Here is an 18,194-nt window from a genome sequence, read left to right on the forward strand (position 1 = left end):
TTTTATCATAATAGTGAATTAGCACGTATCGCCCTAAAATCTTATTCAAGAGGTAAGCAATGATTACCACTAAATTACAAACTGACACCTGGGTAGTAACAAGTTGGGATGAATTCATCCAAACTTCTGAAAATCCTGCTTATCAAAAAGCCAAATGCTACTACCATAATGGAAAAATGAGGATTGAAACAATGGGAGTTGGGCCAAATCACGCCAAAGATCATGGAATTATTTTTTTGGCAGTTAGTCTATTCTGCATTGCCAAAGCGATCGCTGTCAACGGACTAGATAATTGTAGCTACCAAAAAACAGGTGTCAGAGAAGCACAACCAGATATATCTTATTATGTGGCAGAGCGATCGCAATTAGCACCAACTGGAAGCACCGTAGTTAATTTAGATAACGTTCCATCGCCAGATTTAGTAATTGAAATTGCTGATACAAGTTTAGCTGATGATTTAGGTCAAAAACGTTTACTTTACGAAGAATTAGAAGTGGCTGAATACTGGGTAGTAGACGTTCAAAATGCCCAAATTATTGCTTTTGCGATTATCGCCAATAATGGTAGTAGACGGATTACTCGATCGGAAATTTTACCGGGATTACCCATTTCTTTGTTAGAGGAAGCTTTACAGCGCAGTCGCGAAGAAAATCAAGCACAGGTTGGTGCTTGGTTATTAGCACAATTTCAGCAATTATAAATTCGATCGCAAAAATAGAATAAGAACGCCAATGAGTTACAATCTGTTTATCCTCTCAGTAGTTGAGAAAATTGTTTAAGAGTAGCTTTAGAATTATAGAATGCGATCGTCTTTCTCTTGGTTTTTGAGCCATAATTGATCGCCACTGTTAATGGTAATTAAGTTTATTTTACAACTTTGCGATCGCTCTCGTAACTTTAATATTTTGGAAAGTGCGATTGCAGAATTTTTTATATTATAATATGCCTAGCAATATATTTGAAAATAAAATATATTTCTTTTATATAAATATCATGGAAATTAGAGTAATTGATGAAAAAGGTAATAAAAGGTTTAGCAAATTGGAGTATTCCTGCTATATTGGGCGGTTTGGTTACTCTCGGAGTTACTCAATTTCAAAATTTCGATAAAGAATATTTGCATGAGCTTATAGATCAGCTTTCTGAATGGAATTCGCGGCTATACAAACAAAACCCGCCTACGCGGGTTAAAACTCTTGAGTCCGCGCAGGCGGACTTGGTTTTTATAGATGCGAATTCCATTCGCCCAATATTATTTTCTAACACTCCTTTATCGTAAGCTATTCTCCAAGCTCTCCCATCTCCCACATCTGCCATTAATGCTTTAAAAGTTTCCCATCTCACACCGTTCATAACAATGGTGGGGGGTGAGGCGACTTGCGGTTGGGGAAAATTTGCATCTACAATTGTTTGCACATTCATTTTTGCTATTGCTCCTGTACTCACTAATTTTGCAAAATAGATTAAGCTTTATATCCTGTTCTGGCAAACCTCTTAGTTTATATTATGAGTAGTTCTTTCCTCCAACGTCTTCACAGTCCCGATCGTCCTGTCATCGTTTTCGATGGCGCAATGGGAACCAACTTACAAACGCAAAACCTCACCGCCGCCGACTTTGGAGGGCCAGAATATGAGGGATGTAATGAGTATTTAGTCCACACTAAACCGGAAGCAGTTGCGAAAGTACACGCTGACTTTCTCGCTGCTGGCGCGGATGTGATTGAAACTGATACTTTTGGCGGAACTTCTGTCGTATTGGCGGAATATGATTTGGCGGATAAAGCGTACTATCTCAACAAAACTGCTGCTGAACTTGCTAAAAGTGTCGCCAATGAATTTTCTACTCCAGAAAAACCTCGTTTTGTTGCAGGTTCAATGGGTCCCGGAACTAAGTTACCAACATTGGGACATATTGATTTTGACACATTGAAAAACGCTTTTGTCGAACAGGCAGAAGGGCTTTTTGATGGTGGCGTTGACTTGTTCATTGTGGAAACTTGTCAAGATGTGCTGCAAATTAAGGCGGCGTTGAATGGCATTGAAGAGGTGTTTCGCAAAAAAGGCGATCGCCGTCCGATCATGGTTTCGGTGACAATGGAAACTACGGGAACTATGCTGGTAGGTTCTGATATCAGCGCAGTTTTGACAATTTTGCAACCTTACCCGATCGATATTCTCGGTCTAAATTGTGCAACTGGGCCCGATCGCATGGCAGAACATATCAAATATCTTTGCCAAAGTTCGCCCTTCGTGGTTTCTTGCATTCCCAACGCCGGGTTGCCGGAAAATGTCGGCGGTCATGCACATTATAAACTTACGCCGATCGAACTACGCATGGCGTTGATGAAGTTTGTCGAAGATTGGGGTGTGCAAGTAATTGGCGGTTGTTGCGGTACTCGTCCCGAACACATTGCACAGTTGGCAGAAATTGGTAAATCTCTGCAACCAAAGGAACGTGATTTTAATTACGAACACTCAGCAGCATCAATTTATACTGCACAGCCTTACGAGCAAGATAACTCATTTTTGATTGTTGGCGAACGCCTCAATGCTAGCGGTTCTAAGAAATGCCGTGACTTGCTAAACGCTGAAGATTGGGATGGGTTGGTCGCTTTGGCGAAAGCTCAAGTCAAGGAAGGGGCGCACGTCCTCGATGTCAACGTCGATTATGTTGGTCGGGACGGTGTGCGGGATATGCGGGAATTGGCATCAAGGCTGGTAACAAATGTGACTTTGCCTTTGATGTTGGATTCGACCGAATGGGAAAAAATGGAAGCGGGGCTGAAAGTTGCCGGGGGTAAATGTATACTTAATTCGACTAACTATGAAGATGGCGAAGAACGTTTCTTTAAGGTTTTAGAGTTAGCGAAAAAGTATGGTGCGGGAGTAGTAATTGGAACAATTGATGAAGAAGGAATGGCGCGAACTGCTGATAAGAAATTCCAAATTGCTCAACGTGCTTATCGTCAAGCTGTAGAATATGGTATCCCACCAGAAGAGATCTTTTTCGACACTTTAGCATTGCCCATTTCTACCGGGATTGAAGAAGATCGGGCAAATGGTAAAGCGACAATTGAATCTATTCGGCGCATTCGGGAAGAATTACCCGGTTGTCATATTTTATTAGGGGTTTCTAATGTTTCTTTCGGTTTAAATCCGGCGGCGAGAATTGTCCTCAATTCCATGTTTTTGCATGAAGCGATGGCGGTGGGAATGGATGCGGCAATTGTTAGCGCCAGCAAGATTTTACCCTTGGCAAAAATTGAACCGGAACATCAAGAAGTTTGCCAGAAATTGATTTACGATGAACGGGAATTTGATGGTGATATTTGTGTTTACGATCCTTTGGCGGTGTTAACTAAGCTGTTTGAAGGGAAGACTACTAAGCGCGATCGATCTGAGGATGCCAATCTCCCCATTGAAGAACGTTTGAAACGTCACATCATCGACGGCGAACGTATTGGGTTAGAGGATGCTTTAGCCAAAGCATTAGAACAATATAAACCCTTAGAAATCATCAATACTTTCTTATTAGATGGCATGAAAGTTGTTGGCGATTTATTTGGTTCTGGACAAATGCAATTACCTTTCGTTTTGCAATCTGCGGAAACAATGAAAGCAGCAGTTGCTTACTTAGAACCAATGATGGAAAAGCAAGAATCTGGCAATAATTCTAAGGGAACTGTGGTAATTGCCACTGTGAAAGGTGATGTTCACGATATTGGGAAAAACTTGGTTGATATCATCCTTTCTAATAACGGTTACAAAGTGGTGAATTTGGGAATTAAGCAACCAGTTGATAACATCATTGAAGCTTTCCAAGAACATAAAGCTGATTGCATTGCCATGAGTGGTTTGCTGGTGAAATCTACTGCTTTTATGAAGGAGAATTTGGAGGTTTTCAACGAACGAGGAATCACCGTTCCGGTAATTTTAGGTGGTGCGGCGTTAACTCCGAAGTTTGTCCATGAAGATTGTCAGAATACTTACAAAGGTAAGGTGATTTACGGCAAAGATGCCTTTGCAGATTTGCATTTTATGGATAAGTTAATGCCTGCGAAAGTTGCGGGGAATTGGGATGATTTGAAGGGGTTTTTGGATGAGTTAGAAACCGCAGATGCACGCAGATTAACGCAGATGGAAGAGAAGTCTGCTAAGTCTAATGGTAAGGTTGGATCTGAGGAACGAAAAGAGGTTGATACTAGGCGTTCTGAGGCGGTTGCTGTTGATATTGAACGTCCGATTCCGCCTTTTTGGGGTACGCAACTTTTGCTGTCGGAAGAGATTCCAATAGAAGAGGTTTTTGGGTATTTGGATTTGCAAGCTTTGATTGCTGGGCAATGGCAATTCCGCAAACCAAAGGATCAGTCACGGGAAGAATATGACCAGTTTTTGGCTGAAAAAGTTTACCCGATTTTAGAACATTGGAAGCAGCGAGTTGTTGAGGAGAATTTGTTGCATCCACAGCTGATTTATGGTTATTTCCCTTGTCAAAGTGAGGGGAATTCTTTGCATATTTATGATTGGGAGAATTTGAACCACGAAGACACGAAGGACACGAAGAAAGAGATAGCGAAGTTTGATTTTCCTCGGCAGAAATCTGGGCGGCGTTTGTGTATTGCTGATTTCTTTGCGCCTGTGGAAGGTGGGAAGGTTGATGTGTTTCCGATGCAGGCGGTAACTGTGGGGAATATTGCGACGGAGTTTGCACAGAAGTTATTTGCAGATAATCAATATACTGATTATTTGTATTTTCATGGTTTGGCGGTGCAAACTGCGGAAGCTTTGGCGGAATGGGTACACGCCAGAATTCGCCGGGAGTTAGGTTTTGTAGGGGAAGAACCGGATAATATTCGTGATATTTTGGCGCAAAGATATCGCGGTTCTCGTTACAGTTTTGGTTATCCTGCTTGTCCAAATATTCAGGATCAATATAAGCAGTTGGAGTTGTTAGGAACTGAACGAATCAAACTGTTTATGGATGAGAGTGAACAGCTTTATCCTGAACAGTCTACGACTGCGATTATTACTTATCATCCGGTTGCGAAATACTTCACTGCTTAATTAGCTAGTTGAAATCGCAATCTGTAGAGACGTTATATATAACGTCTCTACAAAATTTTGAATTAAAGATACTATTTGTATTTGTAGTATTATGTTTTTGTATTCGATATTAATGCTCGATTATAACTGTTCTAACTTGATCTTCAGTTGCAGCATTATTTATCGTATTGTTTGCGGTTAGATGATTTTTTACTTTCAACTTTAGAGGTTCTGTAATCAATAAACCGTCTATTTCCTTGAGAAGAGATTCCACAGATTCTTTTTTGCTACGTTCTGTGTAGATGGCAATAAGTACCGCGTCAACACCATATTCTGCGATCGCATCTCCTAAAAGAGTTACTAAACCGAACATACCTATGCCAAGAAGTATGACAAAAGTTTCTCCCAGAGTTAAGATTGCGACGACTACCGCTACGATCGCAGAACCTAAATACAACCCTGTAAGTTTTTTGATAATTTTGTCTAGTTCCATCATAATTCTCCTATAACTTTATATTGTAGTTTGAAATGCTAGCGTAATTTTAGCACTTCTACCCATATAATGAGAAAATATTTATGTCTACTCCGATCGCACGTCGAATCTTCCTACAACACAGTATTAATTTACTTGGATTAGTAGGACTTTCCCTAGCAAGTTGCAGCCCTATCAATAATCCTTCAACTAATAGTCAATTACCACCAAAGGTGAAAACTATGAAACTTGAAAGTGATGCTTTTTCCGCTAACAGTATGATTCCATCTAAATATACTTGCGATGGTCGAGATTTTTCGCCTCCATTGAAATGGGATGCACCACCGACAGGAACACAAAGTTTAGCTTTAATTGTTGACGATCCAGATGCACCAATGAAAACTTTTGTTCATTGGGTGCTTTACGATTTACCCCCGGAAATTACTAGTTTACCAGAAGCAATTCCCGGTGATGCAACGCTAGCAGATGGAGGTACTCAGGGGAAAAGTGATTTCGGTAAATTGGGTTATGGTGGCCCTTGTCCGCCTAGCGGTACGCACCGTTATTTTTTCAAATTGTACGCTCTCGATCGCACTTTGGAATTAGCATCAGGTGCGACTAAAGAACAATTGGAAGCAGCGATGAATGGTCATATTTTGGCAGCAGCAGAATTAATCGGTTTTTATTCGCGTCAAAGGTAATTTTTTCTGCGGTTGTTGAGTAAGATAGTAATCAAAAAGCACCTTTTTTAAGGTGCTAATAATTATGGAGAAAGTCAGATGGCAGAACTGAGAATTATCTGCTTGCAGATTGTTTTTGATGCTTGATTAACAGTTATGTATAATAGAAAAACAGAGCAATAATGAGAAAGTAAGATGGCAGAACTAAAGATTATTTGCGAGTATCCAGACTCGTTAAAGCAATTCATAGAGGAAGCGCTGTCACAAAGAATTGCGTCGCTTAAAGATGGAATTCGACGTACTGAAGAACGCATTAACGAATTTGAAGGCAAATATCAAATGTCTACAGAAGAGTTTTTGTTTCAGTATGAAAATGATCAAATTCAGGAAACTCTTGAAATAGATGAGTGGATTGGGGAATCTTTGATGTTGAAAGGACTACAAAAAGATTTAGATACATTGAGAGGAATTGAGTTTGTTAATTGAGGAATATTTTCAGGAAGTTCGCAACATTATTGCAGCCTGCTTGGTAGTGCAATTAAGCAATGTCAATTATGAAAGTCGAAGTATTTATAGAGGCTTCATTCGGGGAGAATTAAAATTTTCGGATGATTCGGTTCTTTACCTACGTGAATTTGTTGATGTGAAAACAATTATCGATCGGGAAATGTACTCATATCATTACGAAAATCCCTCGAAAGATATGATTTTTCGCTATGACAATACCAGGCATCACAAAAAATTGAATCTGCCAAATTATCCCCATCATAAACATGATGGTAGTGAAGATAATGTAATCTCGTCAAATACGCCTATGTTGGCAGATGTCTTGGATGAGATTGCGGGATTGTTGGGATAATTATACTCCCTACAATAACCACTACTTACCCTTTCTAAATTTTATGCCTTTGCCGATTCTTCTGCCATTTCATTATTTGATTCTTTTACCTCAGTAGGCAAGTTTTCAGAATTTTCATTATCTTCCTCAAATAATTCTGGCGAAGATCGCTTCAAATTTTCAAGGAACTGCTCAGTGGTAATTTCTGCAAAATGTTTACGAATCAGTTCAGCCGCTTTTTTTGGATTTACCATTATAAAAGTTCTCCTTCTGAATCTATCAAATAAGACTCCTCAATCAGAGATATATCTCTGACGGATATTTGGATATGAGCGCGATCGAAAACAGCAGAATTAGGAAAAATACGCTCACCTTCCACGAAAACACCTCTAATCACACGAATACTTTCTGCTTGTGGATTTAAGATTTGTTCAACTAGATAGTTGAAGTAAGCACAGTCTAATCTATGCGCTTTGGATCTTTCAGGATTTTGCCGAGGTAAAGGTCTATTTGCTTGTCTGAACTCCTCCACAAATACAGTATAAGCTTCCCTGATGATGGGAAACCATTCAATGTCCAGCAAATCGATACAGTCTTCTAAGCGAATTGTAGAACGAATTACAGCCGGATTTGTCGGATGTTGCTGATTTGCCCATTCCCAAGCGCGTACAGGTGCATCTTGGAAAAAGTATACTCCCGTTCCTAGCCAATCGTAGTCATTGGAACTGACATTAAAACCCTGCTGAATAATTACCTCTGCTTAGTAGTTTGAAAAATGGAGTCGCTACGCGATCGCAAATTCAGTATATTGTCTGACATGAGGTGGATGAAAAGCTAAAACAATCTCCTCTCGTCCAATCCCTTTCTGTAACAAATCTGTCGCCACCCCATCCTCTGTCCAATCTTCCTCAATCCAAATTTTGTTATCTTTCAAACGGAGATGAATCATCACACTCTTAATCCGTTCATCTTTGTGCCACCCCATCAATAGCAAAAGATACTGATCGTGTACCTCATCAAAGGCTAAAACACTTTCAGTTGTAGAACCAGATTTTTCATTGAGTTGATGATATTCAGCTAAAACTTCTTGAATGATTTGACGATGATGCTTTAATCTATCCATTCGCACCCTCTCCCTCACAACTCCTCTAAATTAATCCCCCTCTCTCTCAACAACTCCTGCAAAGCTTGATATTTCAATCTTTCCTCTTCCAACTGTCTCTCTGCTTCATCAGCACGCTGTTTTTCCTGTTGTGCACGTTGCTTTTCTTGTTCCTTCAATTGTCCCAATTCTACAAAAGTTAAAAACCTCTCTCCTGAAGGCGCAAAAATTTCCAAATTATCAGTTGTAACTTGAAATCTCACTCCTAAACGAGGACTAATCCAACCATTGATTTCGTCAATTAATTCTAATTCATTTCCAGAACGCACCCACCCAATCAACTCCACATCATCAGGTTCAAAAACATAGTATTCCTCTACCCCATATCGTTCGTAAAACTTCAATTTCTGAGCCATTGCTTTGAGACGATTTCCCGGAGATAAAATCTCAAAAACTACCTGTGGAGCAATGTTATCTTCTTCCCATTGTTTGTAAGAACCTCTGTCTCCTTTTGGTCTACCAAACACAACCATTGTATCAGGAGCTTGGCGAGTTTTGTTATCTCCTTCAACAGGATACCACAGCAAATCTCCGGCAACAAAGACGTTAGCATCTTCGGCAAATAAGAGTTCTAAATTTTCCTTAATTGTGACAATCCAGCGAAATTGTTTGGTATTATCTGCCATTGGTTGTCCATCACTTTCGGGGTAGATAATGGCGGGTGTGGTGTCAGATGGTAGTTGTTGTACCATAATTGCTGATTGGCGAATTTGGCGGGTTGGTTCTATTTTACTGTATTAATTGTTTTGTACTCTCCGATTGATTTGACATGACTCTTCATTTCAAACAGTTGATCTTTTAAAACTAAGCGTTCTTGAGGTGATAAAAATGGAACTTCTTTGCGAGATAAGGTTGCGCTGAGGGGTAAAACGCGAAAATTGAGTTTATTGTTTAGTGTGTATTTGTCGATCGCAGTTGGTAAAGCCTCCACCTGAACAATTTCTACAGTTTTCTGCGGAAAAGTCTTGCGAACTTTAACTGCAAAAATGACTCCCAAATTTCGGTATTTTCCATTTTGATTACCCACAAAATTACCCATCGAATAAATCACCGCTCTAGTTTTTAATTTTCCATCTTTCCCTTTAACTCTAAAAACTTGGTAAGGTTGAACAACATGGGGATGACTACCAAGAATGATATCTGCACCTGCTTTTATTAAGCTTTCTACTAATTGTTTTTGTGCTGCATCAGGTTGGCGTTGATATTCATTGCCAAAATGTAAGGAAACTGTCACTAAATCGGCTCCCTGTTTTCTGGCTCTAGCGATATCATTAATAATTTTCCCTTCGTCGATTAGTGATACTAAATAAGTTTTACCTTGAGGAATAGGAATACCATTTGTCCCATAAGTATAGGCTAAAATTGCCATATTAATGTCATTTTTCTTTACCATTAAAATTTGCGCTGCTTCTTTGGCTGTCCTGGCTGTACCTGTTGACACAACTCCACGAAAACGAATATTATTAATAGTGTTAATTACTCCTTTTTCGCCTTTATCTAACGAATGATTGTTGGAAGTTGTTAAAACATTAAATCCGGCTTTTTTGGCAGCATCTACTAATTGCGGTGGAGCATTAAATAACGGATAGCCTGAGTAACCCATTTCTGCGCCTGCTAATGTTGTTTCTACATTTGCGATCGCCCAATCCGCGCTAGAAATAATTGGCTTAACTTCAGTGAAAAACCCATCAAAATTATAGGTTTTCTGTTCGGGAATATAACCAGAACGAGTTAAACTCATGTGCATTAGCAAATCGCCAACCGCAACTAGTTTTGCTTCCTTGGTATAAGATTTAACTGGCGTTGGTTTCGGAGAAGTTTCCAGCTGTGTTAATTGGAGAGTTTCCGCCGTTGTCTTCTGATTTTGATTACAACCAGATATCAATACCAAAAGGAAAAATATCAATAGTGAAGGAGTAAATTTCATACCTTTTATCGCTATCATAAATGCGGTGTACTTGTTTGTTAAATAACTTAAGTTGTTAGTTGCAAAATCTAGGTTAGATCCCCCCTAACCCCCCTTACCAAGGGGGGAACTGGATCTCGATTCAAAGTCCCCCTTATTAAGGGGGGAACTGGATCTCGATTCAAAGTCCCCCTTATTAAGGGGGGAACTAGATCTCGATTCAAAGTCCCTCTTATTAAGGGGGGAACTAGATCTCGATTCAAAGTCCCCCTTATTAAGGGGGATAATGGGGGATCTTATAACCAAAACTTTGCGTTAAATAAACAGGTGTTGTCACATTAACATTAATGGAGACACTTCCTGCTAAACTACCTGAAAATTTTAGGAATTACCCGATGGCTACTAGAGAAGAAATTCTGCAAAACTTTGATCCTAATGGAATTGGTGTTGATAACGGCAATTTGTTAGGGCTTCCTTTTGATTATGAATCTGCTAATATTATTGTGTTTGGTGTTCCTTGGGAAGTTACGGTTTCTTATGGTTTCGGAACAGCCGCAGGACCAAAAAGAATTTTAGCAGCTTCTCGCCAATTGGATCTTTTTGATTTTGATAATTCAGATGGCTGGGAACAAGGGATTTTTATGGCAGAAATTTCTGCCGATATCCAGCAAAAAAGCGATGATTTAAGACAGAAAGCCACCATAATTATTGAGCATTTAGAACAAGGTAAACTTGTGGAAGATGAGCCAGAAATAAAAGAAATTCTGGAAGAGATTAACCGTGAGTCTCAAGCACTTAATCAATGGCTATTTGAGCAAGCAAAAACGGCGATGAATCTGGGGAAAAAAGTCGCTGTGATTGGGGGCGATCATAGTGTACCTTTAGGATATATGCAAGCCTTGGCGGAACTTTATCCTAATTTTGGAATTTTGCATATTGATGCTCATTCAGATTTGCGTGATGCTTATGAAGGATTTGAATTTTCCCATGCTTCGATTATGTTTAATGCTTTGCAAATTCCGCAAATTTCTAAGTTAGTTCAGGTAGGAATTCGGGATATTTCTCAGGGTGAAGTTAATTTGATTAAGCAGTCGGAAGGAAGAGTTTCGGCGTACTACGATCCGATGTTGAAACAAAAGCTTTATGCTGGGGTGACTTGGTTAGATTTGTGTAAACAAATTGTGGCAGAATTACCGCAACAAGTTTACATTAGTTTTGATGTGGATGGTTTAGATCCTAAACTTTGTCCGCATACGGGAACTCCGGTTCCAGGAGGTTTGGAATTAGAACAAGCTTTTTGTTTATTCCGAGAAGTTGTGCATAGTGGTAGAGAAATTATTGGTTTTGATGTTGTGGAAGTTGGTGATGATGAATGGGATGCCAATGTTGGTGCAAGAACAGTTTATAAGTTGTGTAATTTGATGAGTTTAACTTAGGTTTGTTGTTGCGCTTGAGCGCTTTTCCCACTGAAGTGGGTACAACAGACCTGATTTTTAGGTCTGTTGTGAGCGCTTGAGCGCTACTCCCACTGAAGTGGGAACAACGGACTTTTATGAGGCAATAAAATCTTCGGTTCCTATTTGGCTAACTGGGATACCATTGAGAGTTGCTAACAGTTCATTAGTGCTGGTAATCCTAATTAAAGTTGAACCGCTGCTTTCTGCGATCGTTAGTTGAGCGAAAGTTAAACCACCAGTTAAGATGATGGAATCAATACCATTTTGGAAATCAATTATGGTATCACTTCCTTTGTTAGCGGCGAGGATAAAACGATCGCTTCCCTCCCCACCTTGCAACAGATCGTTACCTAAATCACCACTTAACCAATCATCCCCAGTTCCTCCATTCAAAGTATCATTTTCTTGACCACCATAAATGGTGTCATTACCAACATCTCCAAACAGGGAATCTTGACCTGAATTGCCATAAATCAAATCATTATCTTTGCCACCATAAATGGTGTCATTACCAACATCTCCAAACAGGGAATCTTGACCTGAATTACCGTAAATTATGTCGTTATCTTTGCCACCGTAAACTGTGTCATTTCCTGCATCACCGAACAGAACATCTTGACCTGAATTGCCATAAATCAAATCATTATCTTTGCCGCCGTAAACTGTATCATTCCCTAAGTCTCCAGTCAGAACATCCTGTCCTTGATTGCCATAAATTTGGTCGTTACCTTTGCCACCATGAACTGTATCATTACCCAAATTTCCAAATAATAAATCTTGCCCTTGATTCCCAGAAACTGTGTCATCACCTTTGCCACCGTACAAGGTATCATTATCATCACCCCCAGCAATTAAGTCATTACCCTCGTTGCCAGAGATTTGATCGTTGCCACTCAAACCATAAATTGAATCATTACCAAAACTGCCAAATAAGTTGTTACTTCCCGTATCTCCGTAATAGAAATCATTGCCAGAAGTGTACAGAGTTCCGCCAGCAGCAACAGACATAGTAATATTTCTTTCTTGCAAGCGAATTAATTCAGCTTTGCCAGAAGAATCAACACCAAATATTACTGGTTCACCTCTTGATAAACCATTAATATCTGCAAAACTTCCTAACATTCCAGTTAAATTTTCTTTAGGAGTAAACTGAGTATCTAAACGAAATTCTGGTTCGTTCATACTCTCTCCTGTAGTGGAACTGTGAGAATGATCTTCTGCCGCCCCGTGATGCGATCCTCCCAAATAGGTGAAAATTTTAACCGCTTCTTGACCTTGAGGTACATTACCAACAGCCATTGTGGTGAGGTTGGCGTGGTAAGTTTGAATGGCTTGACCATTGGGAACATCTGGTCTTTGTAATACATAACCAGATGTTACTTTAATTTCTCCGTTGTAAACACCATAAGGTTGGAAAGTTTGAGTTAACAATGCAGTATCATGTGCTGTATCTTTACCATTCAAACTGCCTTTTAATTCAATGGAACGTCCGCTGTAAACTTCTACTAATCCTGTGCCACCACTACCTTGGGAAACAATTACATCATCAAAGTTGTCTCCGTCAATATCACCAGAAGCTAGGTTAATTGTGCCAGTGAATCCAGTTTCATGATGGAATGGACTAATTCTGGTGATTAAGTGATAGTCCAAACCGCTATAAACTTCAATTAAAGGATTGGCAATTCCACCTACACCAACGATGATGTCAGAGTGACCATCGCCATCAATATCTCCAGCTGCTACTGATGCTTTGGCATTAGGTGTAAATGTTTGGTTGGCGAAGGGAGAAAATTGAGTAAGTAGTAATTCTTGATTTTGTCCATCAAATTGGGTAATGCCTTGTTTTTGCCGATCGCTCAACGTCTTACCATCAAATACCTTGACAGTGAATTTATTTGTTGTACTATCCAAATTAGATTCAATAGTAATAATATCGGTGACGTTATCTGTAACATTCTTGTTCAGATTATCTTTTTGTTTGTAATTAACATCACCAATTGCTAGACCGATCGCACCTGTAAATGCTGCACCAAAGGGCGATAAATTAATCTTTTGGTTTAAATTGCTCGCCCGATATAAATCCAATTTTCCATTACTTTGTTGACCAGCTAAACCCAACCAAGTATCTTCAGTATTCAAAACCACCCGCACAGGTGCCATCATCCCTGCGTCTTCGTGGAACAGAATGTGACAGTGATTGACGTAACTACCGGGAAAGTCTTCAAAATTCATCGCCACTTTGATTTCTGAGGCTTCCCCATCTACCATCGGCACGCCGAAAGGGTTGTCTACGGTGGGTGGTTGGCTGGGGTCGTAAGTTGGTGGTAGACCGATCGTATCGCTCAAAACGCCATCCAGATAAGCAGTTTTCAGGTCACTAACCGGAATACCGTTAATTTCCAGAACTGTAAAGTCATTTTGGTGAATGTGGAAAGGATGCCATTCCAGCAAGGGAATATTTAGTTGCGCGGGGAGGTTAGGATTACTCTGACCAGAAGTATTTTTCATACTCCAAACTTCAGTTGTGCCTAGCATTGGCATCGTCAGAGGAACTTGACCTTCATCGAATTCGGTGGCAAAAAATTCTCCGTTGATCCGATATGTTCCCTCGAAACTAGAACTATCCAAGTCGTCGGGGACGTTACCTATTGCCAGCGCATTCCCCAGATTAGCTGACCAAGTAAATGTGCGTTGGCGATCGAAATCTCCTTTTTTCGTATCTGCAACTAATTCATCAATCTTTTGCGCCTGTTCAAGGAAAATATCATAAGGTTCTGGACGAGGGCCTTTTGGTATTTCATTTCCCGTCACTTCCACAGTTGCTAATACTTGCGGCCCCCAAATTAAGTGACCATCTTCAAATCCATCTTTTCCTTTAATTAAAGCCGAAGTATTATTGCCAATAATTTCTTCAGTTCCATTAGATAGGAAATAATATTTCCCAGGTTTTTCAAACCATTCTTCAACAGTTAATCTTTGTCCGGGAGAGAGAACTGGCAATTCAGTAACGTCTTTAGCATTAGAAGCTATTGAACCTACAGAATCTCCATCAATAGCTACTAATGTTACTTCTTGAGGAACTAAATTGTCCCCTTCTTCTTTGAACAGTTGAATAATGTGAAAAGCATTACTGTTCATGTTAGTGAAGGCAAAAAGATTAACTTCACCTGTTTTCACTTCAATTGTGGGATTATACTGACCATTAACTGTGTGAATTACATTTTCTGTAGGTTCAGCTAACGGCCCACCGCCATAAGAGAAAATTCCCGGCGCACCGCCTGTTGGTCGCGTCGGATCGTAAGGTTTAGGTTTGGCGTTGTAACCCATGAAAACTGCATCGGACAATTCATAAACTTTTTCCCCATTTTCTGTTCCCAAAACTTGCAATGGTGTCCCAGCCGGAAGTGCTTTTGTTGGGTCTTGATTTAACGGATCTGTTGCGCTTCCTTGTCTGTTTACCTGTTGCACGCCAAAGGTATTAAGTGCCATAAAATGCAATGGCCTTTCTTTGGGATTGAATTTATCTATATCCGGCAAGTCGTAAGGGGTTGTTAATAATAATTGACCTGCTAATCCTGAAGAAACTTGTTCATTTGTTAATCCATGTAAATGCGGGTGATACCAATCAGGGCCAATAAAATGATTATCGGGAATGGGAATAATTTGATTCCAATTTTCTCCAGACTCTACTACATGAAGAACGTTATCACCACGTCCCATAGGTGATACGTGCAGTCCGTGAGTGTGGAGGTTTGTTACTTGGTCTAAATTATTTTCCAACCATAAGTTTAATGTGTCTCCAGGTTCTGTAATTAAAAATGGCCCCGGTATTGTGCCGTTATAACCTCTTAATTGTTCATAAGGAGTATTTCTAGGTTGATTGCTAGCATCAGTCAGCCAAGGAATTTTTCCATCTCCTGATTTGAGAATGCCAAACCCATCAATTTGAATTCGATCGATATTTTCCATTCTCAGGGTAGCGTTTAGTTCTTCTTGTGGCCCCCAACTGGAAATGTAATTGCCTGGTTGATCTAATTGCCAATCTCGAAACGGGTCTTTGAAGGGAATTTTTTGATCGGGGTGAGGTAAAACTCTTAGATAATTACTTGTATCAAATCCTTGGCTCCAATTTTGAAAGTTTTCTTGACCAATAATATAGGCGTTTCTGAGTTGTGTTGCCATAATTTTCCTATCCTTTACCTACTTTTAAGTTGCAATTTTTTATACTTTGCCAATGGTTTTTTATCTGTTGATTACACTTGTCAATATTGGCATGAATAAAGAGCGATCGTAAAGTGGCAAAAATACTTTATTCTTAGTTAAGTTAAATAGCATTAATTTTAATAAACTTTAATTGAATTTAATAACAATTAAATTAAATTTTTAATTTCATTACTAAAAATTTAAAAAGCCTAAAATTTAATGTTTAATTTATAATTGAGCGCAGGTTATGCAAAATAAAAACCCGGTATCTATCGGGTTTCTAGGGTGACACTATATAATAATTAGCTGAATTACCAAAAGAAGTTTCTGCGATCGTAAAAGTGGAACCGTCCAAAACCGAGAAATTGACCATGTACTTTTTCTCCCGGAGGAAAAGCAGTCACCCCAAACAAATAAACTCCACCGAAACAAGGATTACGAACAGGCTCAAGAGCAATAGTTACAGTTTGTCCCGGAGTAATTGGCGGCTCAAAAGTGATAGCGATCGAACGACTTTTTTCGTCAGTTATCACTTCTTGAATCGGCAAATTTTCCCCTTTTTTACCTCGAGTTCCCACAAAAGCACGACTTTCTTTCAAGCGAAAATCTACGTCCTCTCCTCCTTCGTATTGATTAATCACCACTCTTTGCAGGGGTTCTCCAGCATTTTCGGGCAAATTAACCGTAAAATAATAAGTTGCTGACCATACACAGGCATCATTAAACGTGGTAGTTGCTGCTAATAAACTGGGAGGCTGCACAAAGTAAACTGTACCATCTGCCAGTTGCACTGCTTTTGTCTGTTGCCAGCTAGCTAAAATACTTACTGTGGCTGCTAATGTTGCTGAAAGAATTCGAGAAGTACGCATAGGTTTTTATTAAGATTTGAAAAGAAGTTTTGCTATCCCGTAATTAAATTTTTTGCGGTCTTTATTAACTAATTTTAATCAAATTAACTGTAATAAACCGCAAAGATATTTCATATTTTTAATGAGAAAAATTGGTTAGACTAAAAGTAATGCAAAAGCAGGTGGAATTATATGTCTTCAATCTCTAGTCTTCAATTAAAGCGACCAGGATGGCAAACAGTAGTTATTTTTACCTTGACCTTTTGGCTCAGTACTAGCCTGGTTTTGGACTTGGTAATTATGCCTGGTTTGTATGCTTCTGGAATGATGTCGCAAAGTGGATTTGCCACAGCTGGTTATTTAATTTTCTGGCTTTTTAACCGCATCGAATTGTTGTGTGCAGCTTTAGTATTGACGGGTGTGTTAGTTCTCAAACGCACGCAAGATACTTTAGTGAGTCAGAGCCGCAATGCAATTGTTTTACCAATCATACTTCTAACTATTGCTCTGATTTTCACTTATGTTTTGACACCACAAATGAGTGCTTTAGGGTTAAATATAGAAGTGCTTAATCCAGTAACTTCTGTCCCTGGTAGCATGACTTTTTTACATCAAAGTTACTGGATTTTGGAAGTCATTAAGTTAATCGTTGGTGGCGCGATTCTGAGTTTGTTTTACCGAGAAAAGTAATTGGTAAATGATTTAGGTAAAACAGAAACCCGGTTTTTTCAAGAAACCGGGTTTCTGTTTATGCGGATTTTATTCGGAGTCTTCAGGTAAAGCAGCAGTTGGTAAAAGTAAGCGTACAGCCATGATTGCAAAACCAATAGCGGCGATCGCTTTTACCCAATGTACAGGTAACAATTGCGCTGCACCTTCGCCAGCTATTACACCTAATAAACTTGTTAACAGTAAGGCTCCAGCTGTGCCCAAAAATACTGCACGGGGAAATTTTGTACTGCCACTAAGAGCGATCGCAGCTAGTTGGCTTTTGTCTCCTAACTCTGACAAAAACACAGTAATAAAACTTAGTCCTAAAAGATGCCAGTCAATCATAGCGATTTTAGATTTTAGATTTTGAATCTTTCAATTGTAGGACAGGCATCCTGCCTGTCATTTCCAGTCTCCAGTTTAAGAATGAAAAATTTCCCAAACTAATTGCATGGTAATTACCAGCATACTGATGCCAGCAGCTTTATTTAAAATTTGCGGAGATACCTTAGTTGCTAACCACCTACCCAGTAAAACTCCCAGTAAACTTGTGGCGATTAACGCTGAAGATGCGCCAGCAAAAACTAACCAAGGAGACTGAGATTCTGCACTCATCAGCAAGGTAGCTACTTGAGTTTTATCTCCCATTTCTGACAAGAAAATAGTAACAAAAGTAGAGGCAAAAACTGCTAATGCTCCTTTGTTGAAATTCTTGTTTAGCTTTTGTGTCGGTTTCCCTACTGTCTTAGCATCAGTGATTTTCAGCGTTGACTCGATTACAGTTTGCTGTGCATCCCTAGTCTGATTAATTGACTCAGGAGCAGACAAGGTTGGTGGTGCAGAAGAAAGTTTCACAGGCAATGGTAAAGTATT

General features: G+C 39.5%; 18 protein-coding genes. 7 read left to right on the forward strand and 11 right to left on the reverse strand.

Annotated elements, in window-relative coordinates:
* The first annotated feature begins 59 nt into the window (after positions 1-59).
* Positions 60-701: a Uma2 family endonuclease gene (locus IQ264_RS07990; protein WP_193980230.1), complete on the forward strand. Its 642-nt coding sequence runs from the start codon at positions 60-62 to the stop codon at positions 699-701.
* 434 nt (positions 702-1,135) lie between these two features.
* Here the strand turns inward: IQ264_RS07990 and IQ264_RS32815 are convergent, their stop codons facing one another.
* On the reverse strand, positions 1,136-1,423 hold the full coding sequence (locus IQ264_RS32815; RefSeq protein ID WP_228061360.1) for a hypothetical protein: 288 nt from the start codon (positions 1,421-1,423) through the stop codon (positions 1,136-1,138).
* An 84-nt stretch (positions 1,424-1,507) separates the two neighbouring features.
* Between IQ264_RS32815 and metH the strand changes: the two genes are divergently transcribed.
* Positions 1,508-5,065 carry a methionine synthase gene (metH, locus tag IQ264_RS08000; protein ID WP_193980231.1) on the forward strand — a complete coding sequence of 1,186 codons (3,558 nt, stop codon included), beginning with the start codon at positions 1,508-1,510 and terminating at the stop codon, positions 5,063-5,065.
* 109 nt (positions 5,066-5,174) lie between these two features.
* Here metH and IQ264_RS08005 read toward each other — a convergent pair whose 3' ends face one another.
* Positions 5,175-5,540 (reverse strand): hypothetical protein, encoded by a 366-nt coding sequence (locus IQ264_RS08005; RefSeq protein ID WP_193980232.1) that lies wholly within the window; start codon positions 5,538-5,540, stop codon positions 5,175-5,177.
* 80 nt (positions 5,541-5,620) lie between these two features.
* On the opposite strand from IQ264_RS08005, the gene IQ264_RS08010 reads away from it, so the two are divergent.
* The 3 genes from IQ264_RS08010 to IQ264_RS08020 all read left to right on the forward strand — a co-directional run bounded on the left by IQ264_RS08010 (position 5,621) and on the right by IQ264_RS08020 (position 7,055).
* The gene (locus tag IQ264_RS08010; protein WP_193980233.1) at positions 5,621-6,217 is read left to right on the forward strand and encodes a YbhB/YbcL family Raf kinase inhibitor-like protein; all 597 of its coding nucleotides are present in this window, start codon (positions 5,621-5,623) and stop codon (positions 6,215-6,217) included.
* A 174-nt stretch (positions 6,218-6,391) separates the two neighbouring features.
* Positions 6,392-6,682 carry a hypothetical protein gene (locus tag IQ264_RS08015; RefSeq protein ID WP_193980234.1) on the forward strand — a complete coding sequence of 97 codons (291 nt, stop codon included), beginning with the start codon at positions 6,392-6,394 and terminating at the stop codon, positions 6,680-6,682.
* Positions 6,672-7,055, forward strand: coding sequence for a toxin-antitoxin system TumE family protein (locus tag IQ264_RS08020; RefSeq protein ID WP_193980235.1), 384 nt, complete (start codon positions 6,672-6,674; stop codon positions 7,053-7,055). The genes IQ264_RS08015 and IQ264_RS08020 overlap by 11 nt, the downstream gene beginning before the upstream one ends.
* Positions 7,056-7,096: 41 nt before the next feature.
* Here IQ264_RS08020 and IQ264_RS08025 read toward each other — a convergent pair whose 3' ends face one another.
* From IQ264_RS08025 to IQ264_RS08045, 5 genes are all read right to left on the reverse strand, one after another.
* Entirely contained in the window at positions 7,097-7,288 is a 192-nt protein-coding gene (locus IQ264_RS08025) for a hypothetical protein (RefSeq protein ID WP_193980236.1), read from the reverse strand.
* Positions 7,288-7,617 (reverse strand): hypothetical protein, encoded by a 330-nt coding sequence (locus tag IQ264_RS08030; protein WP_228061361.1) that lies wholly within the window; start codon positions 7,615-7,617, stop codon positions 7,288-7,290. The genes IQ264_RS08025 and IQ264_RS08030 overlap by 1 nt, the downstream gene beginning before the upstream one ends.
* A 201-nt stretch (positions 7,618-7,818) precedes the next feature.
* Positions 7,819-8,157, reverse strand: coding sequence for a XisI protein (locus IQ264_RS08035; RefSeq protein ID WP_193980237.1), 339 nt, complete (start codon positions 8,155-8,157; stop codon positions 7,819-7,821).
* Positions 8,158-8,171: 14 nt separating this feature from the next.
* A complete protein-coding gene (locus tag IQ264_RS08040) occupies positions 8,172-8,888 on the reverse strand; it encodes a Uma2 family endonuclease (protein WP_193980238.1) in 717 nt (238 codons plus the stop codon).
* Positions 8,889-8,920: 32 nt separating this feature from the next.
* A complete protein-coding gene (locus IQ264_RS08045; protein ID WP_193980239.1) occupies positions 8,921-10,123 on the reverse strand; it encodes a CapA family protein in 1,203 nt (400 codons plus the stop codon).
* Positions 10,124-10,497: 374 nt separating this feature from the next.
* On the opposite strand from IQ264_RS08045, the gene IQ264_RS08050 reads away from it, so the two are divergent.
* Positions 10,498-11,538 (forward strand): agmatinase family protein, encoded by a 1,041-nt coding sequence (locus IQ264_RS08050; RefSeq protein ID WP_193980240.1) that lies wholly within the window; start codon positions 10,498-10,500, stop codon positions 11,536-11,538.
* Between the two features lie 114 nt (positions 11,539-11,652).
* Here the strand turns inward: IQ264_RS08050 and IQ264_RS08055 are convergent, their stop codons facing one another.
* Positions 11,653-15,741, reverse strand: a complete 4,089-nt coding sequence (locus IQ264_RS08055; RefSeq protein WP_193980241.1) for a multicopper oxidase domain-containing protein — start codon at positions 15,739-15,741, stop codon at positions 11,653-11,655.
* 332 nt (positions 15,742-16,073) lie between these two features.
* Positions 16,074-16,631, reverse strand: coding sequence for a DUF2808 domain-containing protein (locus IQ264_RS08060; protein WP_193980242.1), 558 nt, complete (start codon positions 16,629-16,631; stop codon positions 16,074-16,076).
* Between the two features lie 171 nt (positions 16,632-16,802).
* On the opposite strand from IQ264_RS08060, the gene IQ264_RS08065 reads away from it, so the two are divergent.
* Positions 16,803-17,300, forward strand: a complete 498-nt coding sequence (locus IQ264_RS08065; protein ID WP_193980243.1) for a DUF4149 domain-containing protein — start codon at positions 16,803-16,805, stop codon at positions 17,298-17,300.
* Positions 17,301-17,369: 69 nt separating this feature from the next.
* On the opposite strand, the gene IQ264_RS08070 is transcribed toward IQ264_RS08065, so the two are convergent.
* Both IQ264_RS08070 and IQ264_RS08075 read right to left on the reverse strand, forming a co-directional pair.
* Positions 17,370-17,663 (reverse strand): TMEM165/GDT1 family protein, encoded by a 294-nt coding sequence (locus tag IQ264_RS08070; protein ID WP_193980262.1) that lies wholly within the window; start codon positions 17,661-17,663, stop codon positions 17,370-17,372.
* 78 nt (positions 17,664-17,741) lie between these two features.
* On the reverse strand, positions 17,742-18,176 hold the full coding sequence (locus IQ264_RS08075) for a TMEM165/GDT1 family protein (protein ID WP_193980244.1): 435 nt from the start codon (positions 18,174-18,176) through the stop codon (positions 17,742-17,744).
* Positions 18,177-18,194 lie beyond the last annotated feature (18 nt).

It is taken from the genome of [Phormidium] sp. LEGE 05292, assembly GCF_015207735.1.
Taxonomy (GTDB): Bacteria; Cyanobacteriota; Cyanobacteriia; order Cyanobacteriales; family Aerosakkonemataceae; genus Floridanema.